A 17,659-nucleotide genomic window follows, 5' to 3' on the forward strand; every position below is an offset into this window, starting at 1 on the left:
CAAACCTGCCCCAGCACAAACCTGCCCCAGCACAAACCTGCCCCAGCACAAACCTGCCCCAGCACAAACCTGCCCCAGCACAAACCTGCCCCAGCACAAACCTGCCCCAGCACAAACCTGCCCCAGCGGAACAAAGCAACCTTTAAAAACGTTTATTGATCACGAAGAACGCCTCAAGGCTGACAAACAAAGCCCTATGCTGTCAACCTTTTATTTGGAAATATTTTATGAATACCCTCATTTTTATCCTTTTATTGGTTTCATGCACAGATGATTTTAACAGCTGTTATTCCAACAATAAAATGGTCAAAATCTATCCCACAGCGCAAGCGTGCGAACAGGCCATGATACCTTCCACAAAACAATTTTCCTCTTATGGGCAACAAATCTTTGCCCAATGTATCAGTATACAAGCAAACTTACATCAACAACAAGTACAACTCGTCTGGTCTGTAACAAACCGAGGAAACTTCCTGCTTACCAGCCAAAATATGCATGATAAGATCTCCAAACCCCACGACGCAGATATCTTCGCATCTCATCCCCATTTCTAGGTTTTTCTTCTATAAACCTCTTGCACAATGCACAAAAAGACTTAAAAACATAAATTCATCAAGCTCTCAAAAAACAATCCATGGAAGAGGTCAGCACGATGGATAATAAGCAAATGGATACAGCAAAAGACCACTGCACACGGCCTCAAGATCTCCCCTTAGACCCGGCAGTAGAACGAGTAAGAAAAAAGCTTATGCGATTAATGATCATTTCCATTGCAATAACGCTCATTCTTATGCTTGCTGTACTGTTTGGTGTTGTCTATAAAATTATAGCGACGGGATCAGCTCAAAAACAAACAGAGCCTTTTTCCTCTCACAGCAAAAATAAAGAAATTGCTTACCACACACTTTTTTTACCGAAAGACACGCAAATTCTCTCGCACAGCGTTTCAGAGCCAAATCTTGTTTTAAAAATCTTAACCTCAGATGGGCAGACAAAATTTATGGTGTACAATTATTACACTGGTACACGCATTGCTGTTCTTTCTGTTGAAACAACGGAAGAAACAACAAACCCCCCTCCCCATTAAGAAGATGCCTCAAAGCACACTTACAGGCCGTGGTTTTCTTTGTGTTTCCTTCTCCAACACAGGCAAGGAGGAGACCTTTTGTGCCAACACATCATTATCCTGAGCAGCTTTTGAGGTTGCCCTAAAAAAGGAAAAGCAAAGTGCAAAACACATCACATACTGCTTACAAGTAACACTGCCCCTCAACAAGCGCACTTACAGCATGCACGACATTTTAGACATTTTCTTCTGTGAGAGATGTAACCGTGCGACGACGCCGTGGTTTTCTTTGTGTTTCCTTCTCCAACACAGGCAAGGAGGAGTCCTTTTGTACCAACACATCTTCCTGAGCAGTTTCTGAAGGTGCCTGTGGAAGTTCAAAATGTGGAAATTCCAGGGATATTTCTTCTTGTTGCGCGCGCACAATGGCAGTGCGTCGCCGTGAAATTCTGCGTGATTTTTTAACAGGTTCAACAGTCTCTTCAGCACGACATTGTTCTTGGAATTTTTTTTCATCCAGAGGAGTATTTACTTCTAACTCTTCTTCATGCACATATCCATTTTGCGCCTGAGTGTATTGACCATGACCATTTTTTTGCAACGGTGTTTGTGCAACATCTGTTTCACAATTGACAGTATCTTTTTTCTCGCCTTCAACGTTTATCTCACTGCATTCCTGCTCATTATTCTCATCACGTCGGACATATTGCGTTTGTCCGACGGCAGCCAAAATAATCCGCAAATAATGCTCAGCATGTTGTAGATAATTTTCCGACATCACACGATCACCAGCGCCCTGTGCATCACGAGCAAGACTGATATATTTATCAGCAATTTGTTGCGCATTTCCGCGAATTTTAACATCCGGACCGCTACTTTCATAATTCCGCGACAATGGATTAGGTCCGCGACGATTATTATTGTTATTACTATTGTTGTTATTGCGACCGCGTACCCGTCTATTTTGTTGTGGCCTCATTTTTATCCCTTTTTGGAGTGTGTGTGTCTTAATTGACTCTTCTTCATTGTATTATTTTGCGATAACGCTCATCATGTTTAAATACGGTTATCAGACTATCCGCGTTTTATTTCATCAAATGATACCTACTGATATTTGATAAAGCATATATTTTTTGAAAATCACAAAAACAGCAGGGAAACCATAAATTTTAAATTCCCTCATTCTCTGTTAACCGGCGTTAACCGGCAGAAATCTAATGATGTTCACATAAAATGCCAAGTGTTTTTTTCTAAATAGACCATATTTTATTAAAAAAATAACTTATCTTGTGGAAAAACAAAAAATGATAACGTATAAAAAACACATCTAGCAAAAATACTCCCTGCCAGAGAACAACTAAAACTGCCTTTTTTTGTTTTAAAACCACTGATCCTAAAAACGCCGATATCATGCCCCCTCGCACACTTAAACCAGACAAGCACGCATGCTTCAGTTACTGTACGAACATATTTACTTTATGTAACATAGGCTTTCTTCCGCGCTAAAGCAACCCCTTTATGCGTAATAATCCACTATTACTTCACAAAACCTCTTAACTTTTATAAGTAGATGCGTATGAAGCATTATTCAAGTCCTATACCCATCAACAAATACGTTTTCTTGTCAAAGTTTACTTCCTGCGCTATGAAGCTTTTTTAAAGTTTAAGGGAATTTATAGAAAAATCAGTGTTTTCATTTATGACAGGCTCGGCATAAAAGCCCCATATAAAAGCAAGTATAAACTCCGTATACCCCTTGTATGAACAACGATAAAAAGAGACTTATGAGAAAGCCCTCCCAATATGCTGCTTCCTGTCAAAAATTCGAGCATGTCTTAGAAAACAACAAAATCTATAAGTGAGAATGGAACATGAATTCTTCAATTTTTGTTATATTACCCAAGAGGGAAACTTTATTTGCAAAACGTTATACGCGTTTTGCTCATTTAGCCAACACCCTGGAAAACAAACAAGCTTTATTATTTTTTGCGCATTTTTGTCATGCCCAACAACAATCGAGCGAAAAATTTAAAGATTTTGCTGTTCCTCTTTGTCGTTTTGCTGCCCCCACAACAACGCCTCTTAATCGATCAAAATTATTAACCTTAGGTTTTTATGAAAGCATTGTTGATGATTTTTTACGACGCCTATCAACTCCAATACTTTCTCAAGCTATACCTTTGGCAATAAGCGCTCAAGCTTTAAAACGCACGCACCAGCAAAAAGACCACTGGCGCCTTTGGGGCGAGAATCTGTTAAACCATAAACTTCCCCCACAGCAACTAACTGAATATATTTTTATCACCGGTGCCCTACAAATCATTTATTGTCTTGCTGCCTCACAACTTGATGCTCAAAACTTGAGCGCACAACCAAAAAACCTCTGTCCTGCTTGCAGCGGCACACATTCTGCTAACCTCATAATCGAGGTCAAACCACAAGAAACCATAAAAGTTTGTTCTTGCCTTTATTGTGGCACTCTTTGGCAGATTGCGCACAATCAATGCAGTTTTTGTCAAGCAAAACAAGGTCTTTCTACCCACAGCAATAAACATCTTTCCAACGGCATTTTATTTGAAACCTGTGAGAAATGTGGCTTTTATTGCAAGCAATTCAATCACCAGCAAAATCCTATACTGGATGTTTTTGCCGATGACATCAGCACCCCCACAACGGATTTTTTACAAAAAATCTCTTGTAGTTTTCAGCATAAGAGTTTTAATCCCTTTTTAGCCGAAGACAGAAAAGAACCCGTATGGGCAAAATCATAAAAATTTCTCTTTTCTCAAGAAATAAAAGGAATCCCGCTGATAATTTATCTTGAAACCGTTTTCAGATAAAATGGACTTTTTGATCTATGATGATAATTCATGGTTGTTGTTCTCATAACAACTGTGCAGATGAAAAGATTTTGGCATGACAAATCCTCTTTTCATAGTTTTAAAATTTTCTATTATATCAGTTAAAATCACTCCGCCTACATCTTCCACAAGTATGATTGCTGTGTGAAAGCAAATATACAGGATAAGATGCTGTGCATTGTGCAAAAGTTTCAAAGGAGAAGGAGATATACAAGAAAGCGTGGCAAGATTTTTACCAATCAAAACGCTGTTGGATAAAAGCAGTGATGTGATGACCATAAGAACTTGGTTTTTTCATGCAATTTCCAGAGCCTTTAAGTTCTATATAAAAAACTTAAAAGTGATTACGCATCTTCCCTTTCCCACCTTCTTTTTCATTAAAAAAACAATCCCGTAGGAGAAAATAATTTCCGTCTCCTGGTCGCACCATTGCCACACATTTTTTCTTTGCCCTATCAGAGAGCGTATCCCACATTTCACGAATAGCAAAATAGGCTTCACTTTCTAAATTCAGACAATGCTGATAAACTTCTTGCCTCCTATCGGAGGTTACGGAAGCAGCTATTTCCTTACAATATACGCGATGGTCAAAGACTGGAATAATCAATTCTACAGGTGCTTTTTGTGCTATTTGTTGGTGAGAAGAAAAATGGCTAATGATTTTTACCATGAAAAAAGCAAAAGCTGCTACACAAAACAGCAGCAAGCACACAAAAGCGATCTTACGAGAGAGTCTTTTGAAATAAGCCTTTTGTCTTGCGCGGATTCTTTTTTCCATAAAAACCCCATCCTGTAATATCTAAAGAACGTTTTTAAAAAGCAAACAATAAAAAAAGCCTCAAAGCATAACATACATGTTACAATAGCAAATGATCAATCTTCTTAATTCCAAAGCACAGCATTTTTTCTACCCTCTGCTATATTATGCTCAATATACTCTTTCTCTGAGGCTTTTTTCTCGATATCAGCAGTACTATACGCCACACCCTTGACTAAAATTCTTCATCTCATCTGTATGACGTTGGCCAGCAGAAAAATATTTACCAGCAGTTATATCACTTTCTAAACTGATAAGATAACTTTCCTTATCAGCTTCAAGAGTGCGATCACTTAATTGATGGACATACGGACATAATTTGGTTAAATATTTCATTTATGCTATAATCTATATTATAGTTCATTGGTTCACTCATGGGATTGTGTAGACCAATGCCACGACCAACCTTAAAAGAAGCCATTCCCGATGTAATAATTGCAGAATTGCGTAGATAAATTCTGTTTCCAGATTCATAAACTGTACTATTTTATACAGTTATTGTTTCACCGCTCACGCTACTCTTCCCACTCGCACAGCTGCCTTTCTCCTCTTCCTTAAGAACTTGTTCATGCGTGAGGGGGAGCAAGATTTGTTATTTTCAATTGTTTTTCTAAAGCCTCAAGCCGCTGTGAAATTTGTGTAATATCGTTACATATTCCCTTCAACAATGCATTCAAAGGAGCGTGCCCCATTCTTCCGCTGGCATAAAGAACCACGCGAATATGTTCAGGATCATCAATATCAGCGATAGAAAATGGAAAAAGCGCCATTATCCCTCCTTCACTCTAAAACAGCTTTCTTGGTAAATTGCCCTTTTTGGCAAATTTGAAAGCCTTTTGTCGACAAACTCTTGCACCGACATAAAGCTTCAACCTCTATTCTCAAAACGCGTGCAAAAGAATTTCTCAACAGCCATGAAAAAAGGATCTTATTAAAGGAGCTCTTCAAGAAAGAGAAGAAAGCAAAGATGCATTTTTTTGCATAAAACGCGCAAAGCATCGAAACTTTATGCATGCAGATTCTATAACGTTCTATAAAGTCCTTTTAGAGCAGGCTTTTTTTCACAAGAAATCTTCTAGAATCATTTTTATCTCGGTTAAGAACTTTCATTGATCACGCTTTGACAGCATAAACAACAGCCACATTGACGGGGCGCGTTTCATCACCACCGGTTTTTTCCAAAATGACTTTGTGTTCATGATCCCCTGCAAGAGTCGTATCGAGATCTTCTGAACCGTTAAAGAAGTATTTATAATTCCCGTAGAAAACGTCTATACCAGCGGCTTCGCATTCTTTAATTTTATGTGTATGAGCCCCTGTAAAATCTGTTTTTCCTTGATGAGTATGGGCTTTAAAAGACTCTTCCTGTCTACTTCCCAGGCGACGTCCTTTGTCGATATTTTTTTCATAATCGAGCCCACGCAAAAACATAGCACGCAAATCGGGCACATTAAAAGTTGTTCGCCCATCTCCACGTCCCCATATTTCCCCAAGGGCAGCAAAGAGATTTGCATAAATTCTGCGAGAATAAGCTTTACCATCGCAAAGCAACCAACCAGGTGGCACTTTTTCCATAGCAAAAGTACCAATAAAGCCCGCTGCAAAACTTTGCGTTGGATTGGTTAAAAACCAACCGTCTGCGTTTTTTCCAGCAATATCCGGGGTATAGACGAGCTCATAAAGTCCGCCCTTTTGTATTTCTCCGCCACTTAAAGGCGTGATACCAACAGGCGTTGCCATATAAACGGGACGTGGGAGTAATTGGTTTAAAGCGACATTTGTGGTTCCACTATTTTGCTCCTGTGCCCTAAAGCGCAACATAATTCCGCCCTTATACACTTCAAAAGAAGATTTTGTCCTCAAGTGCACAGCTGTTTTGTTGTTCTCCTTATCAAAACTAAACTGTGCCTCAATCACCCCGCCATTATCCAACAAATATTCTTTAATGCGTTGCATCATAGCCCGCGCACTATCATTGACGGAACTTGGCGGTTGTCCCTCTGCCCAATTGATGCCCTCATCGGCATAGGCATTTTCAGATGCGGTAAGTGACCAATCATAAATTGAGCTCATAAAAGATATCCTTTTTGTAAGAAAGACAAACGTGCAAAGAGAGAAGAGAAAAAGTGAGCAATTTTCTTTTGAAGCGCTGTAATTTTTTCCATTTTTGCCTTTTCCATTTGCAGCTTTTCCATTTTGAGGCCGATTTTATCATAATCGACATGCAACAATTTGGTTTTTGCATTGACAAAGACGGCCTCAGGTTTTAAGCGCAGCACCTCTTGAGCGAGAACACCAAGGTAGCGTTGCGGATTGCCCTTATAATTAAAGCTATAGAGCGGATAGCCATTTTTTTTGCCCGCAGGGATGATATTTTCTTTGGCTCTTACATCACAAAGCCCTAGAATTCCTCCCACCAATCCCAGCACTTTCTGTGCATCCCGCAAGGGATCTTTTGTCACAGAAGGTATGATTGTCGATTTTCCTGATGTTGTTCCGTAATTTCCAGCTGCTTGTGTTCCCACACGCAGCAGCTGTTCTAAGCGGTTCCAGCCCTGATTATCTTGTTCATCCCACTTTTGGCGCTGTGCATCTAACATATTCTGACGGTTCATATCTTGAATAAGGCCGCCCTTTAAAGCATTGCTTTGCGCATTACTTTGCCCTTGATAATAGTTGTTGGCCGCATTGACCTGATCATATAAGGAGCGATCAATCATCTGATTAGCATTCATCATATTCTGCACATCTTGATTATATTGCTGAGCGGTAGCATTTGTTGCCAGTGCGCCAAGCTCATCGGCGAGCACACCGGTATGGGCACCAGAACCATAGCGCCCAGCCCCAGACATAGATTGATTGATAGCATCGGAAGTTTTATTCAAAGCATTTTGCAAAGCAGCATTAAATTTACTATTGCCGCCAATCCAATTCCCTTGAGCCATACCAAGAAGATTGTGCGCGGTTTGTGTTGGAGCATTAAGCCACTGTGTTAAGGCTGGATTATGATATTGATCGGCAGCCTGTTGTAGACCGGTGAGTGCATTTTTTGTCAGGTTTCCAAGACCAGCCACACGCTCTCCCTGATACACATTTCCGCCCACTCCTTTATTATACAGATCAAGAGCTTGGCTACTTGCTTTTTTAAAGATATCTGCAGCCCATTCGGGCGGTGCATTTGTTTGTGTTGTTGTTTGCACTTGAGGCGTTTTTTTTCTACTCATGGCTTTAAAACCTTTCTATAATGAATAAGATTACGAGAATATCCGTGTTGGCTGAGCATTTTCGCCCACCCAGCTCTTGCAAACATTTGTATTTCCTCGGCATTAATTGTTCGCGCCCACGCTTCAACTTTATCGATCAACGGGACCAATTCCAGTCCTCCCTCACCAGCCAGATCTGAGAGGATAACGCATTTTTTTCCCTTATGGGTACTTTCAACTTTGGTAAGAGCAAAAGCGCTAAATTGGTGGTTATTTTTTAACACCAGCCACAATTGTGCTTGTCCAGCGATGAGTTCTTCAGCAATGGTTTGCAAACAAACATCATCGGGAAAACGCTTAGCATATTTTTCGAGTGCAGCATTAAGAGGCTTTTGATAAGGCGCTATTTTTTCCCACGACCATTTCTGTGTAAGATGAGCAGCATAGGAATTTGGCTTCTTTTGCGTGATAATTTTCTTCCTCGCCGCACGCATCTTCAGCCCTTTAATAAGCCCCCTCACCAACTCTAAACTTTTCCGCCTCATGAAACACCCCACCGCATGAACCACCCCTCTTACCAAGGCACGTGCTAGCGCATACCAGCCCCCTGCAATTGCACATCGAATCCCGTCACATGAGACCAATTCGCCCCTTCAGGAATACGCAATCTAAAGCGATAAAACCGTGCCCTTGCCCGCACATGAATTTGCCCCGTATGATGGGAGGGCAGTCTTTCTGGCAACCAAAAGGTTTTCTCTGCAAGAGATTGGCGAAAGCGCAGCCCCACAGACAAATAAAATTCCCCACTATTCACTTGAGGCATAATATTTTTCACCCGTGTTATCACACCATTTGTCTGCCCCATTTCCTGTGAAGTCACCACACAAGCCATAGGGGAGCCAGAAAACGAACCAAGTCTGCCCTGCGCATCAAATGCACCGAGAATGGGCGATTCATTTTTCCAAGCTTTACTATCGAGAGAAAAGGGCAAATCATCAAGGTTTCCATTCACTTGATCGAGACCTTCTAGAGTGGTTCCAGCCAAAAAAATGGGCAAAATCATTTTGGTATCGACAAGAGCTTTTGTCCATTTTTGCAATCCCCAATCATAAATGAGCAAAATGCGTTTATGGAGAATCTCATCGCTATCGACCATCCAATAAACGCGGTTATACACGCCATCAATGGCAGCAGACAGAGTATAAAGATTATTCTGTCTTTCTTTTGCTGTCATGGTTCGGTCAACTTTTTCAAATCCAATGGGTATAATCTGTCCCTCATTGGTGATCTGATAAAAACCGCCCTCATCAGCAAAGAAGGCAAGATCGCCTCGACAAACGATAGATTCGGCGTTTTTTGCCCCACGTTTATCGTGAATTTTTTGAAAACTGAAAATAATCTTAGAACCGGGGATAAAAGAACCGGCATAGATGGCAGAACGCATAAAGATGATTGGATTTGTTGTTTCGGTTGCCCCTTGTACGAATCCGCCATCGGGAAAATCTTGATAATCACAACTTTTTTTTCCCACGGTCCAACATTCGGCATCGTTCAATCCCGACCAATGAATACGTCGTGGATGCTCAGTCAATTTCATCAGACAAACGAAATCTCCCCACACACGCACAATTCCTGCTTGAGGTGGATTTCCGCCCAAATCCCTAAATCGTTTGTCATGATGAATATCAATGACTTGTGGCCTATCATTGGCATTCACAGCGATCACATAATCGCCAAACAAAGCAAACGACCATGGAGCATCAACATTGGCAAGATAAGATATTCCCCTTTGGCTAATATCTTTCCACTGTTTTGTTGTATTGTCGAGAAGATAAATTTTTTGTCCTGTTCCAACAATAATAGACACGCCATTTTTTGTTTTCACAGCAAGAGCGCCTAAAATTGCATCTGGACAAGGCTGTGACAAAGGTTGAAAACTTGGCATAGGGATATAAGAACCATCAGCCGGTAGCACATTGATGAGTTCATCGGTAAAAAGCCCATTGATGTCTGCGACATCGGGTCGATAATCAGCGATTGGGAAAAAAGCCATTGAGCACCCCATAAAAAATATTGAAAAAGCCCAGCACGACATTGCAAAAGTGTGTATTGCAAAACAGCAAGGCTTACTTTTAAGCACCAGTCCCCAGCACCAACCCTCGGCACCAGCCACCGGTATCAGCCGCCAGCACTAATCATCCGCACCAACGCCCAGTACCCAAGAACAGTTTTTTAAAACTTCATGGGACGAATATTTGTCGAATTTTTTCGGCGTGATGTTTCAAATCGCAAAGCCTGCAGCTGTTCTTGAAAATCTCTAAAAGAAACAGCAGCATATTCAGAATCTTTGAGGATATTTTTGTAGAGTTCGTATTTTGCACGCGCTTTAATGAGATCGAATGCATAAAGCAACCAAGGATTATCTTCCTCGACCAGCGCTTTATTGCTAAAACAGACAGGAGCAAAGACAAGGCACACGGTTTCAACCTGTTTTGGTGTTGGAAAGAGCCCTATTTTTTGCGCCATACAACTATAAAAGAGAGGTTCTCCTTGTTGTGTTCCATATTGTTTTTGCAATGTTTCAGCGGATTTAAAAAACAATTGAGTCGCATCATTTTTTCCCAAAAAGACAGATTCCACAGCCTTTTCCGACTCGATAAAAATCCCTTCTTCTTGGCCATACCATGTTTTTCCCTTTTGTGTTTTGAAAGTACTCTGTCTTTTTTGATTAAAGAACAAAGGCTCGCGTTCACACAAACGCAAAGCGGTACAAATGGAGTCTTGAATTTGTATAACATATTCGCCTATTGTATCGTCAATTTCATCTTGAATAAGAGCGACCATAGAAGCAAAAGTTTTACAAGACTCTGAATCTGTCGGATTGAGGAAATTTAGATTAATGGGTAAAATGGTCATAAGCAATAATAATCCTTTTGCATGAGGCATTTTGGGCATCTGTAGGCAGACGGCATATTCTTTTGAGAGATAAAAAAACTTTCAAATGGGTTGCAAAGAAGCACTCCAAAAGCTCAGATCAAGCATCCCTTGGCATCACAATCCTACAAAATTCTGCATAATTCTGCATAATGATGACAAGTAAAGCCAATGTTTGGCACTTCTCCTCAACAAAAAGCTCTGTTGAGAAGAAGCATTTGCAGTACTTAAGCTGGTGCTCCATAAGTTGGGATCACGATAGTAGCAAAATCTTGTGCACCTTGTGAACTTCCAGGCAAAGTGAAGCAAGTTTTTTTCATACCGATAATGGTTTTTGCTGCGACACCGAATTCGCGTTCATAGTCGAACAGCTCTTCCACCAATTTATAGCGTGTAGCCCCGCGATCTTTTCCAAAAGCGATGACAGCACTTTGTGCACCAAGCAACACCGCACGGCGCACATTGGGCACAGCTTTGTTTGTTGTAGCGGATTCAACGCCTTCGGTAACATGTTCCGCCTCACGCAAGACGACGCCATTATACATACCAAGCGATCCATCATAGAGCGGATTTTTAAGACGGCTTCCGCTATAGATAGCCTTGGTAATATCGAGCCACTGTCCGGCATCGGTATTGGTTCGCAATTGTGTGACCTGTGTTGGGTGGAGATAAAGCACATAGACATTTTCGCCATCAATGCGCACAGGTCTAATTTTGGGATTAGCAAGCTTAGCCCGTTCCACAGCTTTATCGATTAATTTGAGAGAAAAGACATCATTTTCTTTCAAATCTTCATCTTTTGTTTTTCCATTGGGTCGCACGACGCGTTTATCGGTTGGTGCGGTTGGAGCATTAAAACCATAATGGACAGGTTTAAGGGTAATACTACGTCCCTCAAAGTTAAGAGCTTTTGCAGTATAGCCACACACTTGAATGAAAAACATCAAACTCAAGCGATCTGCATACCAATCGACCAAACCATTTTTGGCTTCGGTTCGCAAATCATATAAGATACGTTGTTGATCAATAGTGCCTTCATTTTTGACCCGCACAGCATGAACAAGTTCATTAATTGCCAAACGATCACTGAGAAATTGCAAGGCTTCTTCATTGCCTTCCACGGCCTGCCCCTCACTCACCCCATCGCCAAGCAACTGTACACGCAAATTAAAGCTAATGGCATCACCACTTGCTTTTGTCGTTTCGTCTTTTAATTGTACGATACTGTTTGAGTCTGTCCCTATCAAGGGAGCAATAGGAATTGCTTTTGAAACTTCTTGGTTTAACAGTTTAGACCACGTGCGCACTGCCATAGGGTCATTAATTCCAATATAAGTTACGGTCATTTTATCCTCTATAAATTGATTGACATAAAAAAACCGGCAAAGCGCCGGTTGTTAACATTCCACATTTCTCATTTTCAGATGGTGGATCCATTGTTGTGTTTTTGTATGATTTTCTTGCTTGTCCTTCCCCCCCCCTTTTGAGAAACGTCACATTCTCACTTCGAGAATTCTCCAGCTCTCCCACACCAACATCCCAAAGGCACCAGCGCCAACAGCTCAAAGGCATGCGCCATCAAAATTCCTCCACGGGTTTCTTTTTAAGATTCTCCCCCGCCCATGAGACGATGAAAAGCAGCTTTATTTTTGGGATCAGCAACCCAACGATTAAATTCGGTTTCCGACATTTTATCGAGCATATCCAAAGAAATGGGTCCATTAGGAGTTACGCCATTATAGGCTGCAAGGGTACGTGCAGAATTTTGTCTTTTTTGAAAATCCTCAACAAGACTCTTTGCGCTGTTGGTGTAGCCAATTTTTTGCGCAATCGTGTAGAGCACTTCGGCAGGGTTTTGATTTTTTTTGGCACAATCTTGGACGATTTGCTTTAATTCACTGCCAATCAACGCATCGATAACATTTGGATCTGCCATTTCCGGATAGAGAGCAGAGAAAGCAGCCAACTGCTTAGCTCGCGTATCATAAATAAAATCGGCAGCTTGATCAAAATCATCGTGTCTTTGCTTAACGCTTATAACAGATTGTTGATAGAAAGCACTCAACTGTTCTGCTTCAGCGCTTAATGCAGGTTCTTGTTGTGAGAGCCCCCCCCCTTGTTTGTAGAGATTTTTTCCTAACCATTCTATATAACCCATAAAATCTTTTTGCGGGTCTGGGGGTGCATCACCTTCTGCTTCTCCTTGCACATTTTGAATATTTTGTTGCTGTGCCCTCTCTTGGATTGAACGCTGTTGTTGTGGCAGATTGTGCTGTGTTTGGAAATTTTCTTGCCCAAACTTTGCTCCTTCTCCTTTTACGTGTCCTCCCACATCAATTGCACAGTTTTCTCCCTGTAGAGATTCTGAAAGAGAAGCCTGTTGTAATTGGTTTTGTTCTGCTGGTGTTAAGTGTTCTTGATCCATACTCTCAAGCCTTCTGTTGTTTAAAAATAAGATGATATTTCTTCACATAAAGCGACCTTACGCCGCGCATTTGCCTGTTACTCTGTCTTTCCTCTCCCGCCCTAGCATGACCAGCACAACGCTCTTGTTTTCCACCACAATGTCAGACGCTCCCATGAAACCTGCCGCTAAATTCTCCACCCCCATGAAGCTGCCTGCCACCGCCCGCATTCAATGGCATATTTTGCCCTTCTAAATTTTGCTCTTGCACATTGTCTGCCACTTCCTGAATTTGTGCTTTAAGGGCAATTTTATGGATAAGGGATGCGGGCAAAGGCGAATAGTGTAAAAGATCAAGCATAATTTCTGGTGTTGCGAAATTCTGCATCAAAGGCAACAATTGCATAATAATAGCAAATGTACGCTCTTTTTCATTGAGACTTGTTGGCGCATCATCAACGACGATATCATATTCCAAGCTGGTGATTATTTCGCGTGTGAGTGGCACATACTGGGCGTTTTCATCCCCAGCGATACGCACCAAGCGCCCATCGGACAGATAATTTTGAATCAGATAAAGGATAATTTTTCCCTGCCGTTGCCGATATCTTCGCAAACCATCAAAGAAGGATGCCAACAAATTAAGGGAGGATTGGCGGCGTTGTTCCTCTAAGATTCCTGGTTGATTGACAGCCCGTGTTCCAATAAACTCGGAAGATAAGCCTGTGACTTGTTCCAGTGCACTTTTTGCTTCATTAAACAGTTGAAAGAAGCCTTGAGGAAATTGTGCAACGGGTTTAGGCTGTATTCTTCCCCCAGACACGGCACCACTTTTCAACCAAGTAATGCTATCGGCTCTCGCCCAACTTTCGACAGCCTGTCGATCATCATCAAAAGCGTCGCGTTCTGCCATAATCCCGCCTTTTGACTGGCTATTGAGCAAATGCATCACTTGACTAAAATATTTATTTGCCCAACGTTGTGGATCTTTTGTTGGTTTGACGATACCGTAAAATTGCCGGCTTAACTTATCAAAAGTCCCGGTAATACATTCCCATCCCAATTGCCCTGCTGGCACCAAAGGCTTATCGGGTGGCTCGAGCAATTTTCGCCCTAAGAAAGCCCGTTTGACAATTTTTCTAGTTAATCTTGTTGCTTGGCTATTAGGAAATTCTTTGTTTAATTTCTGGAAATCCTGCTGTGAATAATCGACAAATTTTCCGCTTAGAGGATCGAGGACTTTATAAACCACCTCGCGTTCGAACCAGCGGCATTCAGCCAATGTCACCATTTTAGGGCGTTGAGAGCTGTCTAACTCCCTCTCACCAAGATAGCTTTGCTGCTCGCTCACACTGGTTTGCTGCCACAATGTCTGATGTTTGACCCAATCGGCATGCAGATCACTCCAATGGACATGGGGAAACATTTCGGCTGCCACATCGAGTGGTTTTTCATCAATATACCACAAGCGCTGTGCATCAATCAGATTAGGTTTCACAGCACTTGCATCCCACACCATTTTCATAGGATCTAACCGGGCGATGACGGGTTTTCCTTGTGGATCTTCTTCATAATCAAGCCTGGTATCTGTCCATCCCATTCCGCAAATAATAGCATCTTGAAAAGCATCAGAATCCTCGTACTCACCATCAGCCTCATCACGAAACCACTCAGCAGCACCGGTGAGGATTTGGTTTGCAAAAGCCGCACCTTCTTGACGTGGAATAAATTGCACTTGGCGTTTATTATTACGCTCAGTGCCAATCACAGCATTGATCAGCGGGGCAATGCGATTAAAGGTCATGACCGGTCTATTTTGTTCGCGCAACACGGCGAGATCTTGCTCGTTCCATTGGCGTCCATTATAAAAATCATAATCTTCTTGGGCATTTTTTCGCCATTGCTCGACATGGCCAATATCATCCTGATACCAGCCAATAAGTTTTTTAAAGAGCGCTTGATGTTCAAGGGTCTCGATTGGATCAAAAGAGTCTGTAGAAATATTCATTAAAAAGCCATCCATGAAGTTTGAGAATGGTAAGAAGAGCGATAAGCCTTTTTTTTCGCTCGTATATGCGGCTGTTCGTAAGCCACACACATCAGTCCAAAGGCATCGGCTCCATGACTTGCCCAGTCATGTTCCGCACCCAGTCCAATATTGCGTTGTTCATCACGCTTTTCGTGATACCAGGCGAGTGCTTTTCGCCCCGCAGCTGTTGTTTCGCGATTAAACCATATGGCGGGAAACAAACGTCTAACAGCTTCGATACGCATTTTCACCGCCCCCGCTCCTTGATTAGGAATCACCTTGGTTTGGAAACCAGCTTGTTGGAGAGCACTTTCAAAACTGACATTATAGACGCGGTCTTTACTCGCCCCATCATGGGGCAAAACCATCAATGCCTTGTCATATCCGCGTTGCAACACCCAGCCCACATGCTCAGAGAGTGGCTGCCCTTGTGCTTCATAATAATCCAGCACACGAATTTCCCGTCCGACAAATTGTACCACCCACAAAGCGGTTGCATCGGCCTTTGCCCCTGTTCCCCCGATATCCCAAAAGATTCTCACCTGCATGAGCGGGTCGCGGGGCACCGTGGTAATACGCCCTTCGCGTGCAGCTTCAAGCAGGGCTTTTTGGTAATAAGCGCCCTCAACATTTTGCAGATATTCGCCCTCCCAAATATGGTTATATTGTTCGGGCCGCTGTTCTAGATCTGCCATACGATCTCGATTGAGTTTTTCGGGAAATTGCGGATTATCACGCCAATTAATTTCAGCACCTTTGATATTGGGATCTTTGACATTTCTAAAACGTTTTTCCACGGCTGCATTTTCACGACAAGGGTTCCAAGTCACCCATAATTCGGCATTCCAATCGTCCCCCTCTTCGCGCAAAGTCGGAATAAGGGTTTGCCAAGCGGTTTCGGTTACCGGTTCTGCTTCATCGACCCAACAAAGAAAAACACGCCCCATGGATTTAATACTTGCGATATTGCGATCAAGCCCAGCGAACACATAAGAAATACGCCCATCTTTTGACTTGATATATTTATCGCCAACTTCATAATAGTCTTGCAAAAAAGGATAGGAATCGATTGCGCGCTTAATTTCCTCCAACGAACTTTCATGAAGCGAATTCTGGAATTGTCGTGCACACAGAATAATGCCCCGCTCTCCAGCCTTGCCATGCCGATATCCCACCACGGCAGACATTAACGCAAAAGAACGTGTTTTTCCAGAACCCCGTCCCCCCCAAGCGGCACGCACATCGGCTTTTCCGGTAAACACGGGAATAAGCTTTGGAATAAGAGCAATTTGCGCAGTTGTCATGAAACCTCAAACAGGACAATTTTCAAAAAAACACTCCGCCAAAACCACACTTCCCAAATTCCACCCTCCAAAAATTCCGCGTTCTTCAATCCCCGCCCTCAACACCCTCACACATCGACGGGTTGAGCCTTCTGCCCTACAGATCCCACATTTTTGGCAGCCACTGGCACAATTTCAACCCGTGAAATGGTTTTAATATCCCCATCTCCTGTCACCTGTAGAGGCAAAACTTTAGCCAACAGTGAAAAAAGCCTCAACACCCTCACACATCGGCGGGTTGAGCCTTCTGCCCCACAGATCCCACATTTTTGGCAACCACTGGCACAATTTCAACCCGTGAAATGGTTTGAATATCCCCATCCCCTGTCACCTGTAGAGGCAAAACTTTAGCCAACAGTGAAAAAAAAGGCACTGGATTATTCAAAGCATGATATTGCAGGTAAGACACCAACCCATCTTTACCATAGTGATATCCCGCTTGTTCAGCAGCAGTAAGCAGGGCTTCATTAAAACGCCTTGTAGTTTTATTCAAAGCCCCTTTAGGACGCCCTCTTCGGCGTAAAGGAAGACAAATTTCATCTGCCATCATTCTATTCCTTTAAAGAAAGAGAAGAGCACTCCACGACATAAAAACGGTACAAGTATCAGCCACACTCTTCAAAACCCGCGCATGGCACTCGTCAAACATTGATGGCACCTCCTGCCCCACCAATATCCCAACCACAGACACAATCTTGAACACGTGCAATGGATTGAACACCGATCCTCACTTCATTGGATAACTGGCAAAGGCAAAGCTCTTTGCCAAAAGCAAAAAAAAGCCCAAAATTATTGAAGAGGATATTGAGCAATTTCCCCCGATAAACGCAACGAGATTGACGAGAGAGAAGGGAAACATAATCAGCCCCTCTTAGCCCCTTAAAAGTTAAGATTTTCTCTTATTTTTCAAGATATTGGATATGAGCAGATTGAGCTCTGGAGAAATTTAACCGCAACAGGCAACCGCAACAGGCAACCGCAACAGGCAACCGCAACAGGCAA

Annotated in this window: 19 protein-coding genes and 1 pseudogene; 4 read left to right on the forward strand and 16 right to left on the reverse strand. The window is 42.3% G+C overall.

Annotation, left to right across the window (positions count from 1 at the left end; translation table 11 throughout):
• From ABD909_RS06350 to ABD909_RS06360, 3 genes and pseudogenes are all read left to right on the forward strand, one after another.
• The coding region (locus ABD909_RS06350) for a hypothetical protein (RefSeq protein WP_345097193.1) at positions 1-274 on the forward strand (274 nt) is incomplete at its 5' end.
• Positions 228-607 (forward strand): annotated as a pseudogene (locus ABD909_RS06355) (hypothetical protein). The gene ABD909_RS06350 and the pseudogene ABD909_RS06355, both read left to right, overlap by 47 nt.
• Before the next feature lie 45 nt (positions 608-652).
• On the forward strand, positions 653-1,087 hold the full coding sequence (locus tag ABD909_RS06360) for a hypothetical protein (RefSeq protein ID WP_345097120.1): 435 nt from the start codon (positions 653-655) through the stop codon (positions 1,085-1,087).
• A gap of 214 nt (positions 1,088-1,301) precedes the next feature.
• Here the strand turns inward: ABD909_RS06360 and ABD909_RS06365 are convergent, their stop codons facing one another.
• The gene (locus ABD909_RS06365) at positions 1,302-2,045 is read right to left on the reverse strand and encodes a DUF4167 domain-containing protein (RefSeq protein WP_345097121.1); all 744 of its coding nucleotides are present in this window, start codon (positions 2,043-2,045) and stop codon (positions 1,302-1,304) included.
• Between the two features lie 892 nt (positions 2,046-2,937).
• Here ABD909_RS06365 and fdhE point away from each other — a divergent pair.
• The gene (fdhE, locus tag ABD909_RS06370) at positions 2,938-3,837 is read left to right on the forward strand and encodes a formate dehydrogenase accessory protein FdhE (protein ID WP_345097122.1); all 900 of its coding nucleotides are present in this window, start codon (positions 2,938-2,940) and stop codon (positions 3,835-3,837) included.
• Positions 3,838-4,261: 424 nt separating this feature from the next.
• Here fdhE and ABD909_RS06375 read toward each other — a convergent pair whose 3' ends face one another.
• From ABD909_RS06375 to ABD909_RS06445, 15 genes are all read right to left on the reverse strand, one after another.
• Positions 4,262-4,705 (reverse strand): hypothetical protein, encoded by a 444-nt coding sequence (locus tag ABD909_RS06375; protein ID WP_345097123.1) that lies wholly within the window; start codon positions 4,703-4,705, stop codon positions 4,262-4,264.
• A 195-nt stretch (positions 4,706-4,900) separates the two neighbouring features.
• Positions 4,901-5,080, reverse strand: coding sequence for a hypothetical protein (locus ABD909_RS06380; protein WP_345097124.1), 180 nt, complete (start codon positions 5,078-5,080; stop codon positions 4,901-4,903).
• A 230-nt stretch (positions 5,081-5,310) separates the two neighbouring features.
• Complete coding sequence (locus tag ABD909_RS06385) at positions 5,311-5,514, reverse strand: hypothetical protein (RefSeq protein WP_345097125.1); 204 nt, start codon at positions 5,512-5,514, stop codon at positions 5,311-5,313.
• Positions 5,515-5,857: 343 nt separating this feature from the next.
• Positions 5,858-6,817 carry a phage tail protein gene (locus ABD909_RS06390; protein WP_345097126.1) on the reverse strand — a complete coding sequence of 320 codons (960 nt, stop codon included), beginning with the start codon at positions 6,815-6,817 and terminating at the stop codon, positions 5,858-5,860.
• On the reverse strand, positions 6,814-7,968 hold the full coding sequence (locus ABD909_RS06395; protein WP_345097127.1) for a tail fiber domain-containing protein: 1,155 nt from the start codon (positions 7,966-7,968) through the stop codon (positions 6,814-6,816). The genes ABD909_RS06390 and ABD909_RS06395 overlap by 4 nt, the downstream gene beginning before the upstream one ends.
• Entirely contained in the window at positions 7,965-8,441 is a 477-nt protein-coding gene (locus tag ABD909_RS06400; protein WP_345097183.1) for a hypothetical protein, read from the reverse strand. Before ABD909_RS06400 ends, ABD909_RS06395 begins: the two co-directional genes overlap by 4 nt.
• A gap of 95 nt (positions 8,442-8,536) precedes the next feature.
• Positions 8,537-10,000: a hypothetical protein gene (locus ABD909_RS06405; RefSeq protein WP_345097128.1), complete on the reverse strand. Its 1,464-nt coding sequence runs from the start codon at positions 9,998-10,000 to the stop codon at positions 8,537-8,539.
• A 179-nt stretch (positions 10,001-10,179) separates the two neighbouring features.
• On the reverse strand, positions 10,180-10,863 hold the full coding sequence (locus ABD909_RS06410; RefSeq protein WP_345097184.1) for a phage adaptor protein: 684 nt from the start codon (positions 10,861-10,863) through the stop codon (positions 10,180-10,182).
• Positions 10,864-11,108: 245 nt separating this feature from the next.
• Positions 11,109-12,227 (reverse strand): N4-gp56 family major capsid protein, encoded by a 1,119-nt coding sequence (locus ABD909_RS06415; protein ID WP_345097129.1) that lies wholly within the window; start codon positions 12,225-12,227, stop codon positions 11,109-11,111.
• 1 nt (position 12,228) lies between these two features.
• Positions 12,229-12,453, reverse strand: coding sequence for a hypothetical protein (locus ABD909_RS06420; protein WP_345097131.1), 225 nt, complete (start codon positions 12,451-12,453; stop codon positions 12,229-12,231).
• A 31-nt stretch (positions 12,454-12,484) separates the two neighbouring features.
• Complete coding sequence (locus ABD909_RS06425; RefSeq protein WP_345097132.1) at positions 12,485-13,306, reverse strand: hypothetical protein; 822 nt, start codon at positions 13,304-13,306, stop codon at positions 12,485-12,487.
• A 142-nt stretch (positions 13,307-13,448) separates the two neighbouring features.
• Positions 13,449-15,293 carry a portal protein gene (locus tag ABD909_RS06430; RefSeq protein ID WP_345097133.1) on the reverse strand — a complete coding sequence of 615 codons (1,845 nt, stop codon included), beginning with the start codon at positions 15,291-15,293 and terminating at the stop codon, positions 13,449-13,451.
• Positions 15,293-16,618, reverse strand: a complete 1,326-nt coding sequence (locus tag ABD909_RS06435) for a PBSX family phage terminase large subunit (RefSeq protein WP_345097134.1) — start codon at positions 16,616-16,618, stop codon at positions 15,293-15,295. The genes ABD909_RS06430 and ABD909_RS06435 overlap by 1 nt, the downstream gene beginning before the upstream one ends.
• A 107-nt stretch (positions 16,619-16,725) precedes the next feature.
• Positions 16,726-16,857 (reverse strand): hypothetical protein, encoded by a 132-nt coding sequence (locus ABD909_RS06440; protein WP_345097194.1) that lies wholly within the window; start codon positions 16,855-16,857, stop codon positions 16,726-16,728.
• A gap of 23 nt (positions 16,858-16,880) precedes the next feature.
• On the reverse strand, positions 16,881-17,204 hold the full coding sequence (locus ABD909_RS06445; protein WP_345097185.1) for a hypothetical protein: 324 nt from the start codon (positions 17,202-17,204) through the stop codon (positions 16,881-16,883).
• Positions 17,205-17,659: the final 455 nt, after the last annotated feature.

It is taken from the genome of Bartonella acomydis (genome assembly GCF_039543025.1).
GTDB lineage: Bacteria > Pseudomonadota > Alphaproteobacteria > Rhizobiales > Rhizobiaceae > Bartonella > Bartonella acomydis.

What these genes read in the sequence shown, in the direction of transcription:
- ABD909_RS06360 (WP_345097120.1), top strand. Translation starts at nt 653, where the DNA reads ATGGATAATAAGCAAATGGATACAGCAAAAGACCACTGCACACGGCCT.
- ABD909_RS06365 (WP_345097121.1), bottom strand. Translation starts at nt 2,045, where the DNA reads ATGAGGCCACAACAAAATAGACGGGTACGCGGTCGCAATAACAACAAT.
- fdhE (WP_345097122.1), top strand. Translation starts at nt 2,938, where the DNA reads ATGAATTCTTCAATTTTTGTTATATTACCCAAGAGGGAAACTTTATTT.
- ABD909_RS06375 (WP_345097123.1), bottom strand. Translation starts at nt 4,705, where the DNA reads ATGGAAAAAAGAATCCGCGCAAGACAAAAGGCTTATTTCAAAAGACTC.
- ABD909_RS06380 (WP_345097124.1), bottom strand. Translation starts at nt 5,080, where the DNA reads ATGAAATATTTAACCAAATTATGTCCGTATGTCCATCAATTAAGTGAT.
- ABD909_RS06385 (WP_345097125.1), bottom strand. Translation starts at nt 5,514, where the DNA reads ATGGCGCTTTTTCCATTTTCTATCGCTGATATTGATGATCCTGAACAT.
- ABD909_RS06390 (WP_345097126.1), bottom strand. Translation starts at nt 6,817, where the DNA reads ATGAGCTCAATTTATGATTGGTCACTTACCGCATCTGAAAATGCCTAT.
- ABD909_RS06395 (WP_345097127.1), bottom strand. Translation starts at nt 7,968, where the DNA reads ATGAGTAGAAAAAAAACGCCTCAAGTGCAAACAACAACACAAACAAAT.
- ABD909_RS06400 (WP_345097183.1), bottom strand. Translation starts at nt 8,441, where the DNA reads ATGCGTGCGGCGAGGAAGAAAATTATCACGCAAAAGAAGCCAAATTCC.
- ABD909_RS06405 (WP_345097128.1), bottom strand. Translation starts at nt 10,000, where the DNA reads ATGGCTTTTTTCCCAATCGCTGATTATCGACCCGATGTCGCAGACATC.
- ABD909_RS06410 (WP_345097184.1), bottom strand. Translation starts at nt 10,863, where the DNA reads ATGACCATTTTACCCATTAATCTAAATTTCCTCAATCCGACAGATTCA.
- ABD909_RS06415 (WP_345097129.1), bottom strand. Translation starts at nt 12,227, where the DNA reads ATGACCGTAACTTATATTGGAATTAATGACCCTATGGCAGTGCGCACG.
- ABD909_RS06420 (WP_345097131.1), bottom strand. Translation starts at nt 12,453, where the DNA reads ATGCCTTTGAGCTGTTGGCGCTGGTGCCTTTGGGATGTTGGTGTGGGA.
- ABD909_RS06425 (WP_345097132.1), bottom strand. Translation starts at nt 13,306, where the DNA reads ATGGATCAAGAACACTTAACACCAGCAGAACAAAACCAATTACAACAG.
- ABD909_RS06430 (WP_345097133.1), bottom strand. Translation starts at nt 15,293, where the DNA reads ATGAATATTTCTACAGACTCTTTTGATCCAATCGAGACCCTTGAACAT.
- ABD909_RS06435 (WP_345097134.1), bottom strand. Translation starts at nt 16,618, where the DNA reads ATGACAACTGCGCAAATTGCTCTTATTCCAAAGCTTATTCCCGTGTTT.
- ABD909_RS06445 (WP_345097185.1), bottom strand. Translation starts at nt 17,204, where the DNA reads ATGGCAGATGAAATTTGTCTTCCTTTACGCCGAAGAGGGCGTCCTAAA.